Source organism: Dawidia cretensis, assembly GCF_018598175.1.
Lineage (GTDB): Bacteria > Bacteroidota > Bacteroidia > Cytophagales > Cyclobacteriaceae > Ohtaekwangia > Ohtaekwangia cretensis.
The window spans coordinates 32,267-50,374 of the sequence record NZ_JAHESE010000041.1 but is presented as its reverse complement, the minus strand read 5'-3'; the positions used below and the strand labels follow the sequence as shown (position 1 = coordinate 50,374).

The 18,108-nt window shown below is 53.2% G+C and carries 16 protein-coding genes; 5 read left to right on the top strand and 11 right to left on the bottom strand.

What is annotated here, in order from left to right; translation table 11 throughout:
• Both KK062_RS26490 and KK062_RS26485 read left to right on the top strand, forming a co-directional pair.
• A partial coding sequence (locus KK062_RS26490) for a hypothetical protein (RefSeq protein ID WP_254087402.1) occupies positions 1–184 on the top strand: 184 nt, incomplete at its 5' end.
• Positions 185–376: 192 nt separating this feature from the next.
• Positions 377–1,045, top strand: coding sequence for an OmpA family protein (locus KK062_RS26485; RefSeq protein WP_254087401.1), 669 nt, complete (start codon positions 377–379; stop codon positions 1,043–1,045).
• A 13-nt stretch (positions 1,046–1,058) separates the two neighbouring features.
• Here the strand turns inward: KK062_RS26485 and KK062_RS26480 are convergent, their stop codons facing one another.
• From KK062_RS26480 to pckA, 5 genes are all read right to left on the bottom strand, one after another.
• Positions 1,059–2,234: a lactonase family protein gene (locus tag KK062_RS26480; RefSeq protein ID WP_254087400.1), complete on the bottom strand. Its 1,176-nt coding sequence runs from the start codon at positions 2,232–2,234 to the stop codon at positions 1,059–1,061.
• Positions 2,235–2,280: 46 nt separating this feature from the next.
• Positions 2,281–3,483: a family 1 glycosylhydrolase gene (locus KK062_RS26475; RefSeq protein ID WP_254087399.1), complete on the bottom strand. Its 1,203-nt coding sequence runs from the start codon at positions 3,481–3,483 to the stop codon at positions 2,281–2,283.
• A gap of 2 nt (positions 3,484–3,485) precedes the next feature.
• The gene (locus KK062_RS26470) at positions 3,486–4,262 is read right to left on the bottom strand and encodes a M15 family metallopeptidase (RefSeq protein WP_254087398.1); all 777 of its coding nucleotides are present in this window, start codon (positions 4,260–4,262) and stop codon (positions 3,486–3,488) included.
• 215 nt (positions 4,263–4,477) lie between these two features.
• Positions 4,478–4,957, bottom strand: coding sequence for a hypothetical protein (locus tag KK062_RS26465; protein ID WP_254087397.1), 480 nt, complete (start codon positions 4,955–4,957; stop codon positions 4,478–4,480).
• A 182-nt stretch (positions 4,958–5,139) separates the two neighbouring features.
• The gene (gene pckA / locus KK062_RS26460) at positions 5,140–6,753 is read right to left on the bottom strand and encodes a phosphoenolpyruvate carboxykinase (ATP) (RefSeq protein WP_254087396.1); all 1,614 of its coding nucleotides are present in this window, start codon (positions 6,751–6,753) and stop codon (positions 5,140–5,142) included.
• Positions 6,754–6,941: 188 nt separating this feature from the next.
• On the opposite strand from pckA, the gene KK062_RS26455 reads away from it, so the two are divergent.
• From KK062_RS26455 to KK062_RS26445, 3 genes are all read left to right on the top strand, one after another.
• Positions 6,942–8,441, top strand: coding sequence for a peptide MFS transporter (locus KK062_RS26455; protein WP_254087395.1), 1,500 nt, complete (start codon positions 6,942–6,944; stop codon positions 8,439–8,441).
• A gap of 27 nt (positions 8,442–8,468) precedes the next feature.
• Entirely contained in the window at positions 8,469–10,517 is a 2,049-nt protein-coding gene (locus KK062_RS26450; protein WP_254087394.1) for an OPT family oligopeptide transporter, read from the top strand.
• Positions 10,518–10,687: 170 nt separating this feature from the next.
• Positions 10,688–11,941 carry a hypothetical protein gene (locus tag KK062_RS26445; RefSeq protein ID WP_254087393.1) on the top strand — a complete coding sequence of 418 codons (1,254 nt, stop codon included), beginning with the start codon at positions 10,688–10,690 and terminating at the stop codon, positions 11,939–11,941.
• A gap of 530 nt (positions 11,942–12,471) precedes the next feature.
• Here KK062_RS26445 and KK062_RS26440 read toward each other — a convergent pair.
• The 6 genes from KK062_RS26440 to miaB form a co-directional block, all read right to left on the bottom strand.
• The gene (locus KK062_RS26440) at positions 12,472–13,323 is read right to left on the bottom strand and encodes a transketolase (RefSeq protein WP_254087392.1); all 852 of its coding nucleotides are present in this window, start codon (positions 13,321–13,323) and stop codon (positions 12,472–12,474) included.
• 143 nt (positions 13,324–13,466) lie between these two features.
• Positions 13,467–13,826 (bottom strand): preprotein translocase subunit SecG, encoded by a 360-nt coding sequence (secG, locus tag KK062_RS26435; protein ID WP_254087391.1) that lies wholly within the window; start codon positions 13,824–13,826, stop codon positions 13,467–13,469.
• Positions 13,827–13,829: 3 nt separating this feature from the next.
• On the bottom strand, positions 13,830–14,783 hold the full coding sequence (locus KK062_RS26430) for a DUF8458 domain-containing protein (RefSeq protein WP_254087390.1): 954 nt from the start codon (positions 14,781–14,783) through the stop codon (positions 13,830–13,832).
• 34 nt (positions 14,784–14,817) lie between these two features.
• Complete coding sequence (gene lptE, locus KK062_RS26425) at positions 14,818–15,366, bottom strand: LPS assembly lipoprotein LptE (RefSeq protein WP_254087389.1); 549 nt, start codon at positions 15,364–15,366, stop codon at positions 14,818–14,820.
• Positions 15,350–16,612 (bottom strand): sigma-54 interaction domain-containing protein, encoded by a 1,263-nt coding sequence (locus tag KK062_RS26420; RefSeq protein ID WP_254087388.1) that lies wholly within the window; start codon positions 16,610–16,612, stop codon positions 15,350–15,352. Before KK062_RS26420 ends, lptE begins: the two co-directional genes overlap by 17 nt.
• Positions 16,613–16,626: 14 nt before the next feature.
• Positions 16,627–18,084: a tRNA (N6-isopentenyl adenosine(37)-C2)-methylthiotransferase MiaB gene (gene miaB, locus KK062_RS26415; RefSeq protein WP_254087387.1), complete on the bottom strand. Its 1,458-nt coding sequence runs from the start codon at positions 18,082–18,084 to the stop codon at positions 16,627–16,629.
• Positions 18,085–18,108 lie beyond the last annotated feature (24 nt).

The following is an 18,108-nucleotide window of genomic DNA, read 5'->3' as shown; positions in this document are numbered from 1 at the left end:
CCTCTTCGGGGGACAAGCGGAAAAGCAAAGCCAAAGCCCAAACCTCAACCCGGAGCCAAGCCAAAGCCAAGCAGCCGACCAAAAAAGCGAAAGTAGCGGCGAAGAAGACGCCTCGAAAAAAGCGGTAGACAATGACGGTGACGAAGGCGACATACTCGGCGCCGGGCAAACCGTAGAATGGTAAAGAAGCGCAGCCTGCCATGCGGCAGTAGCTGTCACAGATAAAAGACGCCGGACACCCTGTTCTTAGACAGTGGTTTCCGGCGTTTGCTTTTTAGCCCGTTAAAGCTTCGCTTGCGGCGGTATACATCCTTGATTGGCAAGGACTTTGCAAATAGAACCTGTAAGTTTGCATTTTAAACTAAAAGCAACCCCCATGAGAACGATTGGAATGACACTTGTTTTGCTCACCGTGTTTCTGCCGGCATTTGCACAGACGGACGAGATGCTGGCGCAGGGCAAAATAATGGATTCGCGTACGGGCAAGGGCGTGAAGGCCAGCATCCGTTACAGCAGCATTCCTACCGGCAGTATATTCGGCCGTTTCAATGACAGCACGTTTTCATTCCCCATCTTTGGCACCGCCAAGTACCAGATTACGGCAGGTGCGGAAGGCTATAATCCGAAGACAGTGATTGTCGACCCCAAAGATGTTGACGGTAGCAAACGCATTTTGCGCGACATCACGCTGACGCCCAAAGGCCAGACGGTGGTGCTGAGCAGCCTCATCTTTGCACAGGGTAAGGCAGCCATCGACCCGAAGTCGTATGGCGAGTTAGACGAGCTGGCGCAGATGATGAAAGAGAACACGAATATGGAGATTCAGCTGGAAGGTCACACCGACAACACCGGTAGCCCGAAGGCCAACCTGGAGCTTTCACAAGATCGCGTCGATGCCGTGAAGAAATACCTGGTGGAAAAGGACATCGCCAAAAAACGTATCCTGACGAAAGCCTTCGGCGGCAGTCAGCCGCTGCGGAATGAAATGACTCCCGAAGCGCGCGCCGCAAACCGACGGGTGGAGATGCGTATTCTGAAAGACTAACGCAACGGGCGCACTAGTGCGTCAGCATTTTTAAGCATACCGGCGACGGGACTTTAACGGGTTTGCCCACTTGTGTGAGCAGACCCGTTTTTGCGTTTATACGGAACAGCACGATCGTGTCGGTGTCCTGGTTGGCGGCAAAGAGGTATTCGCCCCGCGGGTCGATCATGAAATTGCGCGGGGTCTGACCACCTGTGGGCTGCTGGCCCACCAGCTTGATCTTGCCGGTAGCAGCGACGGTAAAGATGCTGATGCCATTAAAGCCGCGGTTCGACATGTACAGGAACTTGCCATTGGGGGTGATGTGTATATCAGCGCTGCTGTTCTTGCCGGTGAAGCTCGCGGGCAGGGAAAGTACCGAGTCTTGCAGCACGGTCAGTGCACCGGTCTTCTTATCGATCTTAAAGGCGCAGACAGAAGAAGTCATCTCTTCTGACAGGTATAAGAAGTTGCCGTTCGGGTGAAAGGTAAAGTGCCGTGGGCCTGAGCCCGGAATGACGGCGGCTTCTTTCTGCTGAGAGGGCTCGAGCTTGCCCGTGTTCAGGTTGAAGTTATAGCTATAGACTTTGTCGGCGCCCAGGTCGGCCGCATAGAGAATACGGTTGTCGGGTGAGATCAGGGCCGAGTGAATGTGCGAGCTTTCCTGCCGGGCGGGGTTGACGCTGCTGGCAATATACTTTTTCGAATCGGAGGGGTTGCCAACCAGGCCGTCTTCAAATAACGGCAGTACCACCAGGTTGCCTTCGCCGTAGTTGGAGACAAAGGCGTATTGACCGGTTTTATCAAAGCTGATGTGGCAAGGATCGGCACCAAAGGAAGAACGATTGTTGAGATCACTGAGGCGGCCGGTCTTGGCGTCGATGGCAAAGGCACTGACGGAGCCTTCCAGGTCACTGTCCTTCGCCCTGCCGCGGTTGACCGAGTATAAGAATTTGCCGGTGGGATGAATGCCCACAAACGACGGACTTTCGGGTGTCGGCGCGGTTTGTACCAGCGTGAGCGTGCGCTTGGCGCGGTTGAAGTTATAGACGTACAGCCCGGCACTGCCGCGCACACTGAAGGTGCCTACGTAGAGAAGCTCTTTTTTACCCGAGGTCTTCGTTTTTTGTGTTTTGGTTTGTCCCCATCCCCATATGGTTGGGGCAAGCAGACACAGGATGACTGGCAACAGGCGTAGTTTTCGGTACATAGGTTCTCAAGGTTCAGGTCGCTTGCCGGAAGGTACTTAACAAATGTCAGATTGCCACTTCCTGGTATTGCTGTACAGTAATTTTCTTGGAGTGCGCCAGGGAGGCGTAGAGGGCGCCGCTGGGTTTCATAAAACGATTACGGGTCTTGGGGTCGGTTTGATACAGGCCGAACCGCATAGAAGGACCGAGGTGCCACTCGACATTGTCCCACGTGCTCCAGTGGTAGTACCCCTGGATGTCGATGCCGTCGTGAATGGCCTGGTGTATGATGGCGGCGTAATCCTGGATGGCCTGTAGCCGCAGGAAGTCGCTCTCGTCGCAAACGCCGTTTTCAGTGATGATAATGGGCTTTTTATACTTGTTCCAGTACCGGTCCAGGCAGGTGCGCAGGCCTTCCGGATAGTACTCCCAGATGTCGTCGTGTTTGCGGCCCAGGTCTTTGATCTTCTGCGGGTGGTTGAGGTAGGTAATCGGCAGCGGGTCGTGCGAAATGCGGCCATAGTAGCTCATGCCAAAAAAGTCAACCTTTTCGAAATGCTGGGGCACGTAGTCCATGAACCACCAGTCGCTGAGGCGGGCGGGGAACCAACCCAGGATGTTTTCGGCTGCGAAGACGGCGCAGTTGTGCGAAATGCCCACGGGGTGGTGCGGGAACCGCGATTTCAGGTAGTCGTAAATCTGGTCGTGGGCCTTGCCCATGTTGACGACCACTTTGCCGGCCGCCAGCGGGTTGATCTTAAACGGGGGAAAGAAGCCCGTGAGCCATCCGAAGCTGGCGTATACATTCGGCTCATTAAAGGTATTCCAATACGATACATACTCGCCGTATTCGTCGATGACACGGCGGGCGTAGTCGATCCAAAGGGGGATATTTTCCTCCTTTTCCCAGCTATTACGTTTGGAAAACCACAGTGGGTTGGAGAAGTGGTGCAATACCATCATGATGGATACACCACGGGCTTTCAGGCTTTTAAGGAGGGTATGATAATGCAGGCGTGTAGCTTCGTCGAAGGCGCCGTAAGGCTCGCGCTGCAGCTTGCTCCACATGAGGCTCATGCGGTAGCTCGGGGCCAGCGTGGCGATGATGTTCACATCTTCTTCCAGTCGCAGCTCGTGGTCGGTCGTTTGATCGAACACGTGTCCATCACGGCACTTGATGCCCTGCCAGTCGTGCTCGAAGGCCGTCTCGACCTGCACGGCCGCGGTGCTAGTTCCGAAGATAAACTTTTCGGGAAACGTTAGCCTCATGATTATTTGCGTGTCACTGCGCTCTGCGCAGTCTCCCATTCTTTCCAATACCGGCGCAGCACGCGAACGTCTTGCGCCATGCACGGATAGAGATCTTCTACCCTGGGAACAGGCGGCAGTACGCCGACGGCCAGGTGGGAGGAGGTAAGTCCGCCAGTCCACTCGAAGTGCCCCGGGTCATACGGCTTGCGCCAGCGACCGCCCCAGCGGAGGCCCAGCTTTTCGCCTTCCACGCCCACGCTTTTCCAAAGGGCTTTGTTGTCCCACACGGCTACGCCGTTCACCACCGGAACAACGTCCACCGCCAGGCCATACTGATGTTTGGATTTGCCGGCGCCCGAGTTGGTATATTTCTTTCCCATGACCTTGTATTCGTTTTGTTTGGCATGGGTGCGGTATGATTCTACGACTGCCAGGGTAATGCCCTTGGCTTCGCACGTTTCGATCAGGGTTTTGATGCGGTCGCGGAAGTAGGGGTGCAGCGCATTCAGATCGGTGATCATGGGCATGGCACCACGGTCTTTTCCAAAATGAAAGTTCTCCACATACTGCCAGTGTTTCCAACCATTCAGCGTATCGATGGCCTCGACGGCTTCTTCCACCTCCAGCGACACCGTAACGTCGGCATCGGTTACGATCACTTCCTCTACCGGGGCGCTGTAAAAAAACTCGGCGTGCTCGCGGCAATCATAGGAGGCAAACAATGAGCTGTGTTGCGCCTGGGCAGTGAAGCATATGCTGCACAGCAGGGCCGCGGCAAGTAGGAGGGATTTAGGCATTTTTTTCAATGTCATACAGGGCACAAAGATATGACTTTTAGCAATTTAGCACTTTATCCAAAAGTTAAGCTTCGAAGGGGATTTTACCGGTGTAATATTTTCGGCATTACAGATGGTCGCATTCGTTTCCGAACGCTGAAAGTGTACAAAACGAAAGAGGCCGCCCGGAGAGCAGCCTCTTGTATGCCGGTTGACGGTATCTGGTCGTCAGGCCGTTAGTTGACAGCGTTGTCTTTGCCCAGCTCATCCATCATGGACTGGTATTTGGTCTTCAGGGCTTCGTCCGTTGTAAGGGCTTTCTTCACTTTGTTAAAAGAAGCCACTCCCACGTAGTCCTTGGCCAGCAGTTGATACGTTTCCTTGATCTTGGCAGTACCTTGCTCGCGAAGGGCAATGACTTCTTTTACAAAGCGGATCTCGTCGGTCGTTGCCTGGGCTTCGAGCAGTTTGGTCTCGTCGCCAATGATCTTGTACAGCTCATTGTATCGTGCCACAGGCATGGCCTGGTTGTCTTTCACCATGGTCTTGATTTCACCTGACAGTTCAGTCTGCATCTCGTTGATCGAGTCCATGGCCACTGCATACTTCTTCAGCTCTTCATCGGTTACGGCAGCCGCGCTCTGCGCATCTTGTGCAAACAGTGGTGCGGAAGCCAGGGTCAGGAAAAAGATTCCCGTTAAAAATGTTGACTTCATACTCGCGATGGTTTTTTTATTGTTGTAGATACGTTTAATAAGCATGATACTAACGCAAAAGCTAGAAGCCATCGTGTTTCCCGTGAGCGGTTAATTTTGCTTTTTATTGGAAAAAAAATGCCACCCCAGACAGTGGGGCGGCATCGATCAATCCCTTCTATTCACAGCCAACAACAGTATTATCAGGCGTCAGCCTTGAGCTTGGGTGCGCCGGCGAGTATTTCGACGTCGGCCAGGGCGGCGAATTTCTCAAAGTTCTTGAGGAACGCTTCTGCCAGGTACTGCGCCTTGTGGTCATAGGCATCTTTATCATTCCACGTTTCGCGTGGGTTGAGCAGGCCGTCTGGCACGCCCGGGCAGGCGAGGGGTACGGCCAATCCAAAGATCTCGTGGTTTTCGTATTCGACGTTATCGAGCTTGCCTTCCAGTGCAGCGGTAATCAGTGCGCGGGTATATTTCAGGCTCATGCGCGTGCCGGTGCCATAGGGGCCGCCCGTCCAGCCGGTGTTGACCATCCATACACGCACGCCCGCTTCCTGCATCTTGTTGCTGAGCATGGTGGCATATTTAGCCGGATGCAGCGGCATGAACGGCGCACCGAAGCAGGCCGAGAAGGTCATGGTCGGCTCCGTCACGTCGGCTTCCGTGCCCGCTACCTTGGCAGTATAGCCGGAGATGAAGTGGAAGGCCGCTTGCCCCGGCGTGAGTCGCGCGATGGGCGGTAATACGCCGTAGGCATCGCACGTCAGGAAGAAGATATTCTTCGGGTTCCTGCTCAGAGACGGCTGCACCGTGTTACAGATGTAGTCGATCGGGTAGCTCACGCGAGTATTTTCGGTGCGTGTGCCATTGGCGAAGTCAACCTCGTCGGTGCCTGTTTTATAGCCTACGTTTTCGAGGAGGGCGCCGGCGCGTATAGCCCGGTAGATGTCAGGCTCTTTTTCTTCCGTCAGGTCGATCGTCTTGGCGTAGCAGCCGCCTTCAAAGTTGAAGATGACGTTGTCGGGTGTCCAGCCGTGCTCGTCGTCGCCGATGAGCTTACGATTGGGGTCGGCCGACAGCGTGGTCTTGCCCGTGCCCGAAAGGCCGAAGAAGATGGCAGTGTCGCCGGCCGCGCCGACGTTGGCTGAGCAGTGCATGGCGAGGACATTCTGCTGATGGGGTAAGATGAAGTTGAGCACGGTAAAGATGCCTTTCTTGATCTCACCGGTATACCCGCTGCCACCGATCAGGATCACCTTGCGGGTGAAGTCGATGATCGAGAAGTTATGCTGGCGGGTGCCGTCGACAGCCGGATCGGCGTGAAAACCCGGCGCGTTCAGCACCAGCCACTCGGGCTCAAAGTTGCCAAGCTCTTGTTCGGTCGGGCGGATGAACATATTGTGCACAAACAGGTTCGACCAGGCGTATTCGTTGACCACGCGCACACGCAGGCGATAGCGTGGGTCGGCGCAGGCAAATACATCGCGCACGTAGAACTCCTTGCCTTCCAGATACTGCAGCATCTTCTGATGCAGTTGGGCAAACTTGTCGGGGGAAAAGGGGATGTTGAACTGGTTCCACCACACGGCGTCCTGCGTCAAAGCGTCCTTGACGGTAAACTTGTCTTTTGGAGACCGCCCGGTGAACTCACCCGTGTCGATTGCCAGCGCGCCACTTGTCGTCTTCTTCGCTTGTCCCAGCTTGAGCGCTTGCTCCGCCAGCGCACCGGGCGATACATTCCAATGCGCTTTTCCTCTGGGAATACCAAAGCTGTCCGTCCCGACGGATCGGGACTTAGTTCCGGATTCTAACATGTTTGTTGGGTTAATGAGTTGAACAAAGTTAGGTATTTTGATAGTGTTTCAATCGTTTGCAATGAATTTTTTGTTTCCTTTGCGCCCGGAATGGTCATTTGCGAAAACCAAATTCTCGCCCTACTTTCGGGCGTTTTTGGAATAACATTTTGCCGGAAGACCTATACCTAAGCTGATCATCTGTTTTCATGAGTACAGACAAAACTTTTTTTGGCCACCCCCGTGGTCTTGCGACGCTGTTTTTTACCGAAATGTGGGAGCGATTCAGCTACTACGGGATGCGCGCCTTGCTCTTACTCTTCATGGTTGCCTCCGTTGAAAACGGCGGCATGGGCCTGGATGACAAAACGGGCGGCGCCATTTACGGCCTTTACACCATGTTTGTGTACCTGTTGGCACTGCCCGGCGGGTGGTTGGCCGACAAATTCTTCGGATTGCGCAAATCGATTTTTTATGGAGGGTGTATCATCGCCCTGGGCCACTTTTGCCTGGCATTTCCTTCACAAGAGACATTCTTTGTAGGCCTGCTTTTTATCGTGATCGGTACGGGGCTGTTGAAACCCAACATCAGCAGCATGGTGGGCGAGATCTACCCGCCGGAAGATCAGGTGCGACGCGATGCAGGATTCTCTATATTTTTCATGGGCATTAACTCCGGCGCGCTGGTCTCGCCGATCATCGTCGGCTACCTGGGGCAAAATGTAAATTGGCACTATGGTTTTGCGGCCGCGGGCGTCGGAATGATCCTGGGCGTCATTCAATATAAACTGACGGAAAACTATCTCGGCACGGTAGGCCTGGAACCGGCACGCCATGCGGACCCTGCACAGCAAAGAACGCAGGAGAGAAACATCCGCTATGCTTTGTGGATCATTGGTTTGGGCCTCGTAGCGCTGGTGGTATTATTGTGGACCCGCACGATTACCATCAACCCGGTGGCTTTTGCACAAGGCTCCGGCGTGGTGTTGCTGATTAGCGTGCTGCTATACTTTATCTACGTGTTTATCTTTGAAAAGCTCAGTGCCGATGAAAAGAAAAAGGTGCTGGCCATTTTTATATTCTTTGTCGTGACGACGGCATTCTACGCTGGCTACGAGGGACAGGGCTCTTCGCTCAACCTGTTTGCCGACCGTTATACGGACCGGCTCTTTGGCAGCTTCAACATGCCGGCCAGTTGGTTGCAGTCTGCGCCGCCCATCTTTGTCATCTTGTTTGTACCGGTCTTTACCTGGTTGTGGTCAACGTTGGCCAAGCATAAACTGAATCCGATCACGCCTGTGAAATTGGCTTTGGGCCTATTCTGGATGGGCCTGGGCTACCTGGTCATGATGGGCGCCGCCGAGATTGTTATGAACGGTAATAAGCCGGGCATTTCGTGGCTGGTGATAACCTATATGTTACATACCTTCGGTGAGATCTGTTTATACCCCATTGGCCTGAGCGGTGTGACCAAGCTGGCGCCCAAACGGTTGGTGGGCCAAATGATGGGGGTGTTTTTTATGGCGTTGGCCCTGGGCAACTTGTTTGCCGGGTTGTATGCCGGCGAGTTTAGCGAAGACGTGCTCGCAAAAAATCCTTCGCTGATGATCGACTTGTTCGCACTGATCGTGAAGATCATGTTTGTGGCCGGTGTGATCGTGCTGGTGTTTGCCAAGCCTATTCGCAAGCTGATGGGCAACATCCGCTAATGACTGTGTAACTCATTATACCTACCTATGGATGTAAATAAAACGTTTAAGCCGTATGTGCCGCCGGAGACCACCATGGCGGAGTTTACGGTGAAGTCCGTATTGGTCGGCTCGCTGTTCGGCATTTTGTTCGGCGCGTCGACAGTATACCTGGCGTTGAAAGCGGGACTCACGGTGACGGCCTCGATTCCCATTGCGGTTATTGCCATTACGCTGGGACGGAAATTTCTCAAGACCACCATTCTCGAAAACAACATCATTCAAACCACGGGTTCGGCGGGCGAGTCGATCGCCGCAGGCGTGGTGTTTACGCTGCCGGGCTTTTTGTTCTTGTCGCCCGATGCCAGTGGCGAGAGCATTGGCGAGCACTACTTCAATTACTTAACAATCCTGATCCTGGCGGCCTTTGGTGGTATGTTGGGTACGCTCATGATGGTGCCGTTGCGCCGGTCGCTGATCGTAAAAGAACATGGCGTGCTGCCATACCCGGAAGGCACCGCCTGCGCATCTGTGCTGCAGGCCGGCGAAAAGGGTGGGGTGTTTGCACAGACCGCCTTTATCGGCATGGGCGTGGCCACAGTCTACGCCTTGCTGCAAAAAGTACTTCACGTCATTGCCGAAGTGCCGTCGTTTGTCACGTCGCAGGCCAATAAATACTGGCCGTCGGCAGCGACCCGCGGTGAGATCACTCCGGAGTACCTGGGTGTGGGCTATATCATCGGCCCCCGCATTTCCGGCATCCTGGTGGCCGGCTCGGTGCTGGCCTGGTGGGCGCTGACGCCACTGTTGACCACGCTGGTGTCGCCTGATACTATAGCCCTCCAGTTGGTAAAGCTGGGCTACCTGGCCGACATCAACACGTCGGGTGGACCCGGCGCGTGGGATGCCGGTGCGCATACCTTTGGTAGCTATGCCGATGCGATCTACCGGGCGTACATTCGCCAGATCGGTGCGGGTGCTGTGGCCGCCGGTGGTTTTATTACCCTGCTCAAGACCATTCCAACGATCGTTTCTTCCTTCCGCGAAAGCATTGCCTCCATGCGCAGCGACGCGGGCACGCAGACCAACGTGGTGCGTACGGAACGTGATCTTACCTTTAAGGTCGTCATCATCGGTAGCATTGCCCTGGTATTGCTGACGGCCATGCTTCCGGATAACATCATCCCCGGCGACAATATTTTGCAAAAGCTGATCATCGGTATCCTGATCGTCGTCTTCGGGTTCTTCTTTGTAACGGTCTCCAGCCGCATCGTTGGTTTGGTGGGCACGAGTAACAATCCTATTTCGGGTATGACCATCGCCACGCTGATGGGTACATGTTTGATCTTTACCAGCGTGGGCTGGTCCGGTAAGTTTTATGAGCCACTGGCACTGGTCGTAGGCGGTATGATCTGTATTGCCGCTTCCAACGCCGGGGGGACTTCGCAAGACCTCAAGACGGGTTATATCGTGGGGGCTACACCACGTTACCAGCAGCTGGCATTATTTATCGGTGCCATCGTTTCGTCGGTTGCCATTGGTGTGGTCGTGCAGATTCTGGATACGCCTACACCCGAGATGGTCGCGCAAGGCCTGCAGCATGCGATTGGAAGCGACAAATATCCGGCTCCGCAATCTACACTCATGGCTACGCTGGCCAAGGGCATCCTGTCGTATAACCTGGACTGGCAGTTTGTGATGGTCGGGGTGTTTATCGCCATTACCATGGAGCTGTGCGGTATCAAGGCATTGGCGTTCGCCATCGGGCTGTACCTGCCGCTCTCCACTACGTTGCCCATCTTCGCCGGTGGTGCGCTGAAGGGATACATTGACTGGAATGCAGAACGCAAGGGTGAGAAGAAAGAAGAAGACGAGCTAAGCCGTGGTAGCCTGTTTGCCACAGGCCTGATTGCCGGTGGCGCCCTGACGGGCGTGCTGGTTGCCATCCTGGCCGTATTCCTGCCGACAGTTATGGACTCGATGAATGTGGAGCACCACCTGGTGGCTGGTATCGGTACCGATGTGTACCAATTGCTTGGAGTTGCGTTTTTTGTTGCGATGATGTTTATGTTGTATCGTTTGGCGAAGGAGAAGTAATTCGTCGGTCGACGACACGATAGTATCAAAGTATAAGGCCGCTCCCGGGATGGGGCGGCCTTGTGCTTTTATACGGGTATAAACTTAATATTGGGAAGACGGAGATTGGCCCGATATTGGCATCATGCGGGATATAAAGTTATTGATATACGTTAAATCTCTACAGACACATGATACGGAAATGGCTACCGTTACTGGTTGGACTGGTGACACTGTTCGGTTGTGACAACGACGACGATCCAAAGAGCAATAAGGTGCTGCGCTTTTCGGCACCGGATGATTTTCAGCAGGAGGAAAGTTATTGGATCGTTATATCAGACGCCGGGGGCAATGTATTGGATACAAAGCAGCTTCACGGCATGAGCACCTATACATTCGGATTCCCGTCGAACCTAACAACCGAGTCGGTTACGATGACGCTGGTTCGTAATTTTACATTCGGGGAATTGGGATCAACTACCTTTGTCACAACGTATACGGATGTGCGCCCGGGAGACTATCATTTTCCAGACTATAACAATACAAGCGGATATCGTAATACTGCATACCTGACGCTTCCGGGTTTTCGGACGGAGGATGACCGGTTTGACTGGATCTTTCCCGGGGGCTTAACGGTAGAGGATGTAGAAGGTCCGGAACCGGCGTCGGAAGCCAGGGTGTGGTACGAAGGCGACAAGTCAGGATTTTTGCTGATGTCAAAGGAACGACCATATCGATATCAGTATACGGAGTTGTTTAAGGACTTCCCGCATTATACACTGAATCCAGATTACCTTGAATTCTGCAGCCATCGAACAATTGGCAGGCCTGCCGGCGACATTTCATACTTACGGGTGACCGGTATTAATCCATACGGTGAGTTTCCGTACTATTTCACACAAGACCAGCAGATATTAGCGGGAACAAGCCTTGAGGTTCCTGTCATGCCTCCTTCTGTTTTCAATTCGTATGCGCTTGCTTTTTTGTTAAAGAATACTCAAACAGGCAAAATGTATGGTGCCTCTTGGAGATACTCCGAGCTTCCTGCCGAATTGCCGGTGCTGGAAAGCAACGTAGAGAATTTCGCCGTAGGCGTAAACAGTGTTCATTGGGAGACAAGCGCTACCCAGGCGCTGGACGCTGTCAGCATCGTTGCTTCAACTTCTTCCGATGATAACAGCGTGAGCTGGGAAATAAATGGTGCCAGTGGCAAACAACGCGTCGTCATTCCTGATATTCCGGACCAGGTTCCTATGTCGGGCATACGCGATCAGGAGGCACTAAGAAAGTTTACGACATTGGCGCATGAAAATGGAGCGCAGGTCACCCTGATAGCGTCTCAGGACTTTAACGGATATTGGGAATACATTTTAAAAGAGGCTTTGCAAAAAACGGAATTCACCACACGCTACTGCCTGACCATGACACAATTCGTAACGCCGTAGACGGACTACACCCCAGGTTTTATCACAGAAGGCCGCCTCATTCGGGCGGCTTTTTCATATGTAAATGCTTGTTTAGTATCAGTATAAATATTAACTGGAGTATAAGATTATATATTTCGGGTAAGGAATCCTGGCGGCAATACGAAATTATTACCTGTATATACTTGAGTGTGCACATACATGGCAGACGTTGCCCGTGCCCGTGGCACATGAAGGGCGAGTGTACGAAGCATGTATATTTACCTATATAACTATTAATCCTTAAGTATCTATGAAAATGAAATGTTGGCCCCTGGTTGTGCTACTGGCAACGATTTCACTACGAGCTTAAGAGAATATCCAGAACATACCAGTTACCTGGACGTAGATGTAAAGCCGAACCTGGTGCCAGGCATCTCGTTAACCTGGACGGAGTTTTTGACTAAGTCGGAACAGGTGATCCCCCAATAACATTATCCAATCCGTACAAACAAAAAAAGCCTGGCCGTCGATTGACAGCCAGGCTTCTTTTATGATGAGATGTTTAAGGCTTAGTAATCGCCAAGTGTTTCTTCCAGCTGTGCAAGCGCTTTTTTCAGCTCTTCGTCGTTGGGGGCAACACCGTGCCACTTGTGCGAGCCGACCATGTAGTCGACGCCGTGGCCCATTTCGGTTTTCATAAGGTTCATGACGGGTTTACCGCCTTTGGCAAGCTTCTGGGCGTTCTCCAGGCCGGCTACGACCTCGTCCATGTTATTGCCATTGAACTCTTGCACGATCCATCCGAAGGATTCCCACTTGGCACGCAGGTTAAGCAATGGCAGGATCTTATCTACGGGGCCGTCAATCTGCTGACCGTTGTAATCGACGGTCGCTATGAGGTTATCTACCTTGTTTGCGCCAGCGTACATGGCGGCTTCCCAGACTTGTCCTTCCTGAAGCTCGCCGTCGCCCATGAGGACGTATACAAAACGGTCGTCGTTGTTCAATTTTTTGGCTTGTGCTGCGCCGTTGGCTACGGAAAGACCCTGGCCTAACGACCCGGAGGCTATACGAATGCCCGGCAGGTGCTCATGCGTGGCTGGGTGACCTTGCAGGCGGGAGTTCAGCATACGGAACGTAGCGAGCTCTTTTTTATCGAAGTAGCCGGCATGTGCCAGCGTAGAATAAAACACCGGCGAAATGTGGCCGTTGGAAAGAAAAAATATGTCTTCACCCTTGCCGTTCATGTTGAACTTGGGGTCGTGCTTCATGATCTTAAAATACAGGGCCACAAAAAAGTCTGTACAGCCCAGCGAGCCGCCCGGGTGGCCTGATTGACAGGCGTGTACCATGCGAACGATGTCTCTGCGGACCTGGGAGCTTAACTGGCGAAGTTTATTGATGTCTGTTGTCTGGCTCATGCAAATGGCGATGTTTGGTCGCGAAGATGCTGTAAATTTTGGAGAAAACGAAAGCGGCCTTCCCAAAAGTCAGGAGCCCTCCAAACAAAAAAACCATCTCGTTGCTGAGATGGTCTTTTCTATATTCTTAAGTCGTTACCTTCTTACGGAGCAGGTGTTTCAGTGGCCGGTGCGCCGGCAGCGCTGTCGGTACCGAGGTTCATGTCCGGAGCGGTTTGTGCGGGAGCTTGCTCACCAGCACGGTCCAGCATTTTGTTGGAGCCTTCTGTACCACGGCTTACGCCGATATAGTTGGTAGACAGTACCAGGATCATGATGGCGATAATGAACGTCCAGGTTAGTTTTTCAAGCAGGTCGCCGGTCTTCTTTACACCAATGATGTTGCTCGCGGCAGAACCGCCAAATTGGCTTGTAAGACCACCGCCTTTAGAGTTTTGGGCCAGGACGACAAGCACCAACAGTACAGCGAACAGGATGATCAGGCTAATGACAATTGTATACATAAGTTATTTTTTCAACTCTTCAATTTGAGCCGCAAAGTAAGCCTTTTTTTGTGGAAACTTCCAAATAAGCTTCTTTAAAACCTCGATGGCTTTGTCTTTCTTTCCTTGCTTGAGCAAGATTTCGACCAGCGTCTCGGATACGATGTTGTCGCCAAACTCGCCGGCCTTGATGGTAGAAAGGTCACCTTGCGGCGGCGGCAGGGGTTTTTCTTTGGATTGTGCAATGCTGGGCGCACTCCTGATGAAATGATCGATCATTTCGAGCTGCTCTTTCAGCTTCTCGTTTTCGGGTGTGAGCGTTTCTTTATTGGCAATCTCATCGATCAGCTCTTCGCCGTTATTGTCCTTCTTCTTGCGTCTACGTGCGGCGGCAGGCGTTTCCACTTCCTGACTGGCGGCCCGCGCCAGCTCGATGATACGCTGCTTTTTGGACTTTATCGGGCTTTGGTCATTGTCCGATGCGGCAGTATCGTCGTCGTCCGTGTCTTCATCACCAATCGGAGACAAGACAGGAGTGGAGGGTACTTCGGGCACCGCCATCGTGGACGGGGTGTCGGAGAACAATAATTCAAAATTTGCCTTCAGTACATGCAGGCGTTCCAGGTCCTGGATCACCTCTTGGGCTAGATTGTCGTCATCCTCTTGTGTAACCGTAGCGGGCAGATTGCCATACGTAACGGAGGGGATGACGCCAAGCGCACCCGGTGCCATTTGCCTGGGGGCTGTTTCCGCCGTCATCATTTCGCGGAGCACACCGCGGTCAGCCGCATACACGGCTGCCTGTTGCAGCTCGGCTTGATGATTGATGAACCCGTGGTCTTTGGCCACGCGGGCAGAAAGCGTGTGCAGCAATTGGCTGTAGGGGAAAGCCTCCTTCAAAGAAAGGACGGCCTGCGCTTCCGCCGCAGAGCTCTCGGGGTAGCGTCTCAGTACGTGTATGAAGAGGTTTTTTTCCACAGTCAAGGGGCCTGATTGGTAAAAATACTAAATTTTACCAGTTGGCAACAGACGCGTTGTAGATGTCGTTGACGAGACGTGCAAAAATGTCTTTAGTCAGTCGCTCTTCTATGTCAGTGAAATTTTGGTCGTTCGTAAAATCCTGATAAAACGAGAACGATTTGTCCTTGAAGGACATGGTCTCGTCCAGGGTATTGACGTACGTAACCTTTATCGTGATCGTCAGCCGTGTCGACGAAGCGTTGCTGAACTGGCCCTGGTCACCCGTGGCTACCGGCGCGATCGGGGTCAGGCGAAAGTCGGTGATCTCCCCGTCCATTTGCAGTTCGCCATTGTCGGTTATCACCGACAGGTTGGAGTTCTGAATGAGGTAGTTCTTCAGGTCGTTGGTAAAGGTCTGGCCCATGTTGGCAGGCCCCAGGTCGGCGTTGTTGTAAAACTCGCTCATCGAAATGGTCTTGGCCTGGGTGGCCGACCCGTTGAACGAGTATACGCCACATCCCTGCAATACAACGGCCAGCACGGCCACAAGGGTAAAGGCCTTCACCTGCGCAGAGGCGATGGTATTATTCTTCCAAATCATACTGTTTGATTTTACGGTATAGGGTTCGTTCGGAAATACCCAAATCCCGTGCCGCATATTTACGACGGTTATTATTTTTTTGAAGCGCCCGCATGATCAGCTCTTTCTCCTTCTTCTCGATCGAGAGTGAGTCGTCCTCGGTCTCGTGGGTGATGTCATGTACATCCTCTACGTTGGCGTCATCATCGGGCAGAGACGACGACACATTTAGCAATACCGGTTCAGAGGCTGTAGCCGGGTGATGCTCGTTGGCATCAAGGCCTTCAAACAGATCCGGGTGGTCTTTCACCACCTGTGCCTTGCTCTGGTTGGAGTAGTTGTCCAGCACAAGCTTCTTCAGATCATTGAAGTCCTTCTTCATGTCGAACAGGACCTTATATAGTATGTCGCGTTCCGACACGCCGTCCTTGTCGTTGTTGGCCGTTTTATAAAGGGCCGGTAAGCTGTTTTGCTTGGGCAGGTAGCGCAGCAGGATGTCGGCATTGATCTCTTTCTCGTCTGTCGACAGCACGGAGATTTGCTCTACGAGGTTTTTCAGCTGGCGAATGTTGCCGGGGAAGCGATACTTCAGCAGTACTTCCTTCGCGTCGTCCGTCAGTGCGATGGGCTTGACACGATACTTGTCGGCAAAGTCCGATGCAAACTTGCGGAAGAGCAGCTCGACGTCGCGGCCACGCTCGCGCAGCGGCGGTACGTAGATCGGCACGGTGCTAAGGCGATAATATAGGTCTTCGCGGAACTTGCCTTCCTCTACGTTGCGCATCAGGTTGACGTTGGTGGCCGCGACGACACGCACGTCCGTCTTTTGTACTTTCGAAGAACCGACTTTCAGGAACTCTCCATTTTCCAACACGCGCAGCAGGCGCGCCTGCGTACCCAGAGGCATTTCGCCAATTTCGTCCAGGAATATAGTGCCCCCGCTGGTCACTTCGAAATAACCTTTGCGGGCTTCGTGGGCCCCGGTAAAGGATCCCTTTTCGTGTCCGAAAAGCTCGGAGTCGATCGTGCCTTCGGGAATGGAGCCACAGTTAATGGCGATGAATTGTCCGTGCTTGCGCGCGCTCAGGTGGTGAATGATCTTCGAGAACGATTCTTTACCACTACCGCTTTCGCCGGTGATGAGGACGGACATATCGGTTGGTGACACTTGAATGGCCACACTTACGGCGTTGTTCAGTAGCGGCGAGGTGCCGATAATGCCAAACCGCTGTTTTACACTTTGTATTTCTGCGTCTGTAATTGCCATAACTCGGTTGTTTGTTATTGCACCGCGCGGCCAATCAGCGTGCCGCCGGTACACTCGTCTACCAATACCTGTACATACTGCCCTTTCTGGTATTGTTCACGCGGGAAGACGATCACCTTGTTCGCCGTGTTACGGCCATGTAGGAAGTCTTCCGATTTTTTTGAAAATCCTTCGATCAGTACTTTGTGCACCTTACCAACATCGCGTAGGTTGCGTTGTAGCGAGTGCGCGCGTTGTTTGACAATGATCTCGTTCAGGCGACGGGTCTTTACCGCCAACGGAATGTCGTCGGGGTACTTCTTCGCCGCTGGCGTGCCGGGGCGTTCCGAATAATAGAACATATAGGCAAAGTCATACTGCACGGCGTCCATGAGCGTGAGCGTGTCCTGGTGTTCCTCTTCGGTCTCCGAGCAGAAGCCCGCGATCATGTCAGATGACAGACCGCAGTCTTCGCCGAGGATACGGCGAATGCTGCTCACTTTTTCCAGGTACCATTCGCGCGAGTAGTCGCGGTGCATCAGGTCGAGCACACGCGTGTTGCCACTCTGTATGGGCAGGTGTATATTTTTACAAATGTTTTCGTGACGCGCCATGGTGTGTAGCACGTCGTCGGTAATGTCTTTGGGGTGGGAGGTCGAGAAGCGAATGCGCAAGTCGGGGCTCACCTGTGCCACCCGGTCCAGCAGGTCGGCAAAGGTGATCACGTCGTTGGCGCCGCGTTTTTCAATCCACGCCTTGTTGTTATTCTCGGGACTCCATTTGTAGGAGTCTACATTCTGACCCAGCAGTGTTACCTCGCGGTAGCCACGGTCGAAGAGATCTTGTGCTTCGGCCAGGATCGACTGCGGATCACGGCTGCGCTCACGGCCGCGGGTGAACGGCACCACGCAGAACGAGCACATGTTGTCGCAGCCCCGCATAATAGAAACGAAGGCCGTAACACCGTTGGAGTTCAATCGTACCGGGCTGATGTCGGCATAGGTCTCCTCGCGCGACAGAAACGTATTGATGGCTTTTTCACCTTCGTCCACCTGTCCGATCAGGGCCGGCAGGTCGCGGTAAGCATCGGGGCCGGCGACGAGGTCGACAATCTTCTCTTCCTCCAGGAACTTCGCCTTCAGGCGCTCGGCCATACAGCCCAGCACACCCACCAGCATCTCAGGTTTGTGTTTCTTTAAGCCGTTGATGTGGTTCAGGCGGTGGCGGACGGTTTGCTCGGCCTTTTCGCGAATAGAGCAGGTATTTAAAAAAACCACGTCGGCCTGCAGGATATCCGAGGTTGTGTCAAATCCCTCTTTTTGTAAGATGGACGCGACGATCTCACTGTCGGAATAGTTCATCTGGCAGCCGTAGCTCTCAATGTAGAGCTTGCGGGCTTTGCCGGTATTTTGATCCTTGGACACCTGGAAAGTCTCGCACGCTTCGGTCTCACGGGGCGTTATGACGTCCAGGTCTTCGATCAGGTTTTTCATGGTCGATGGTCGTTGCTCAGTAAA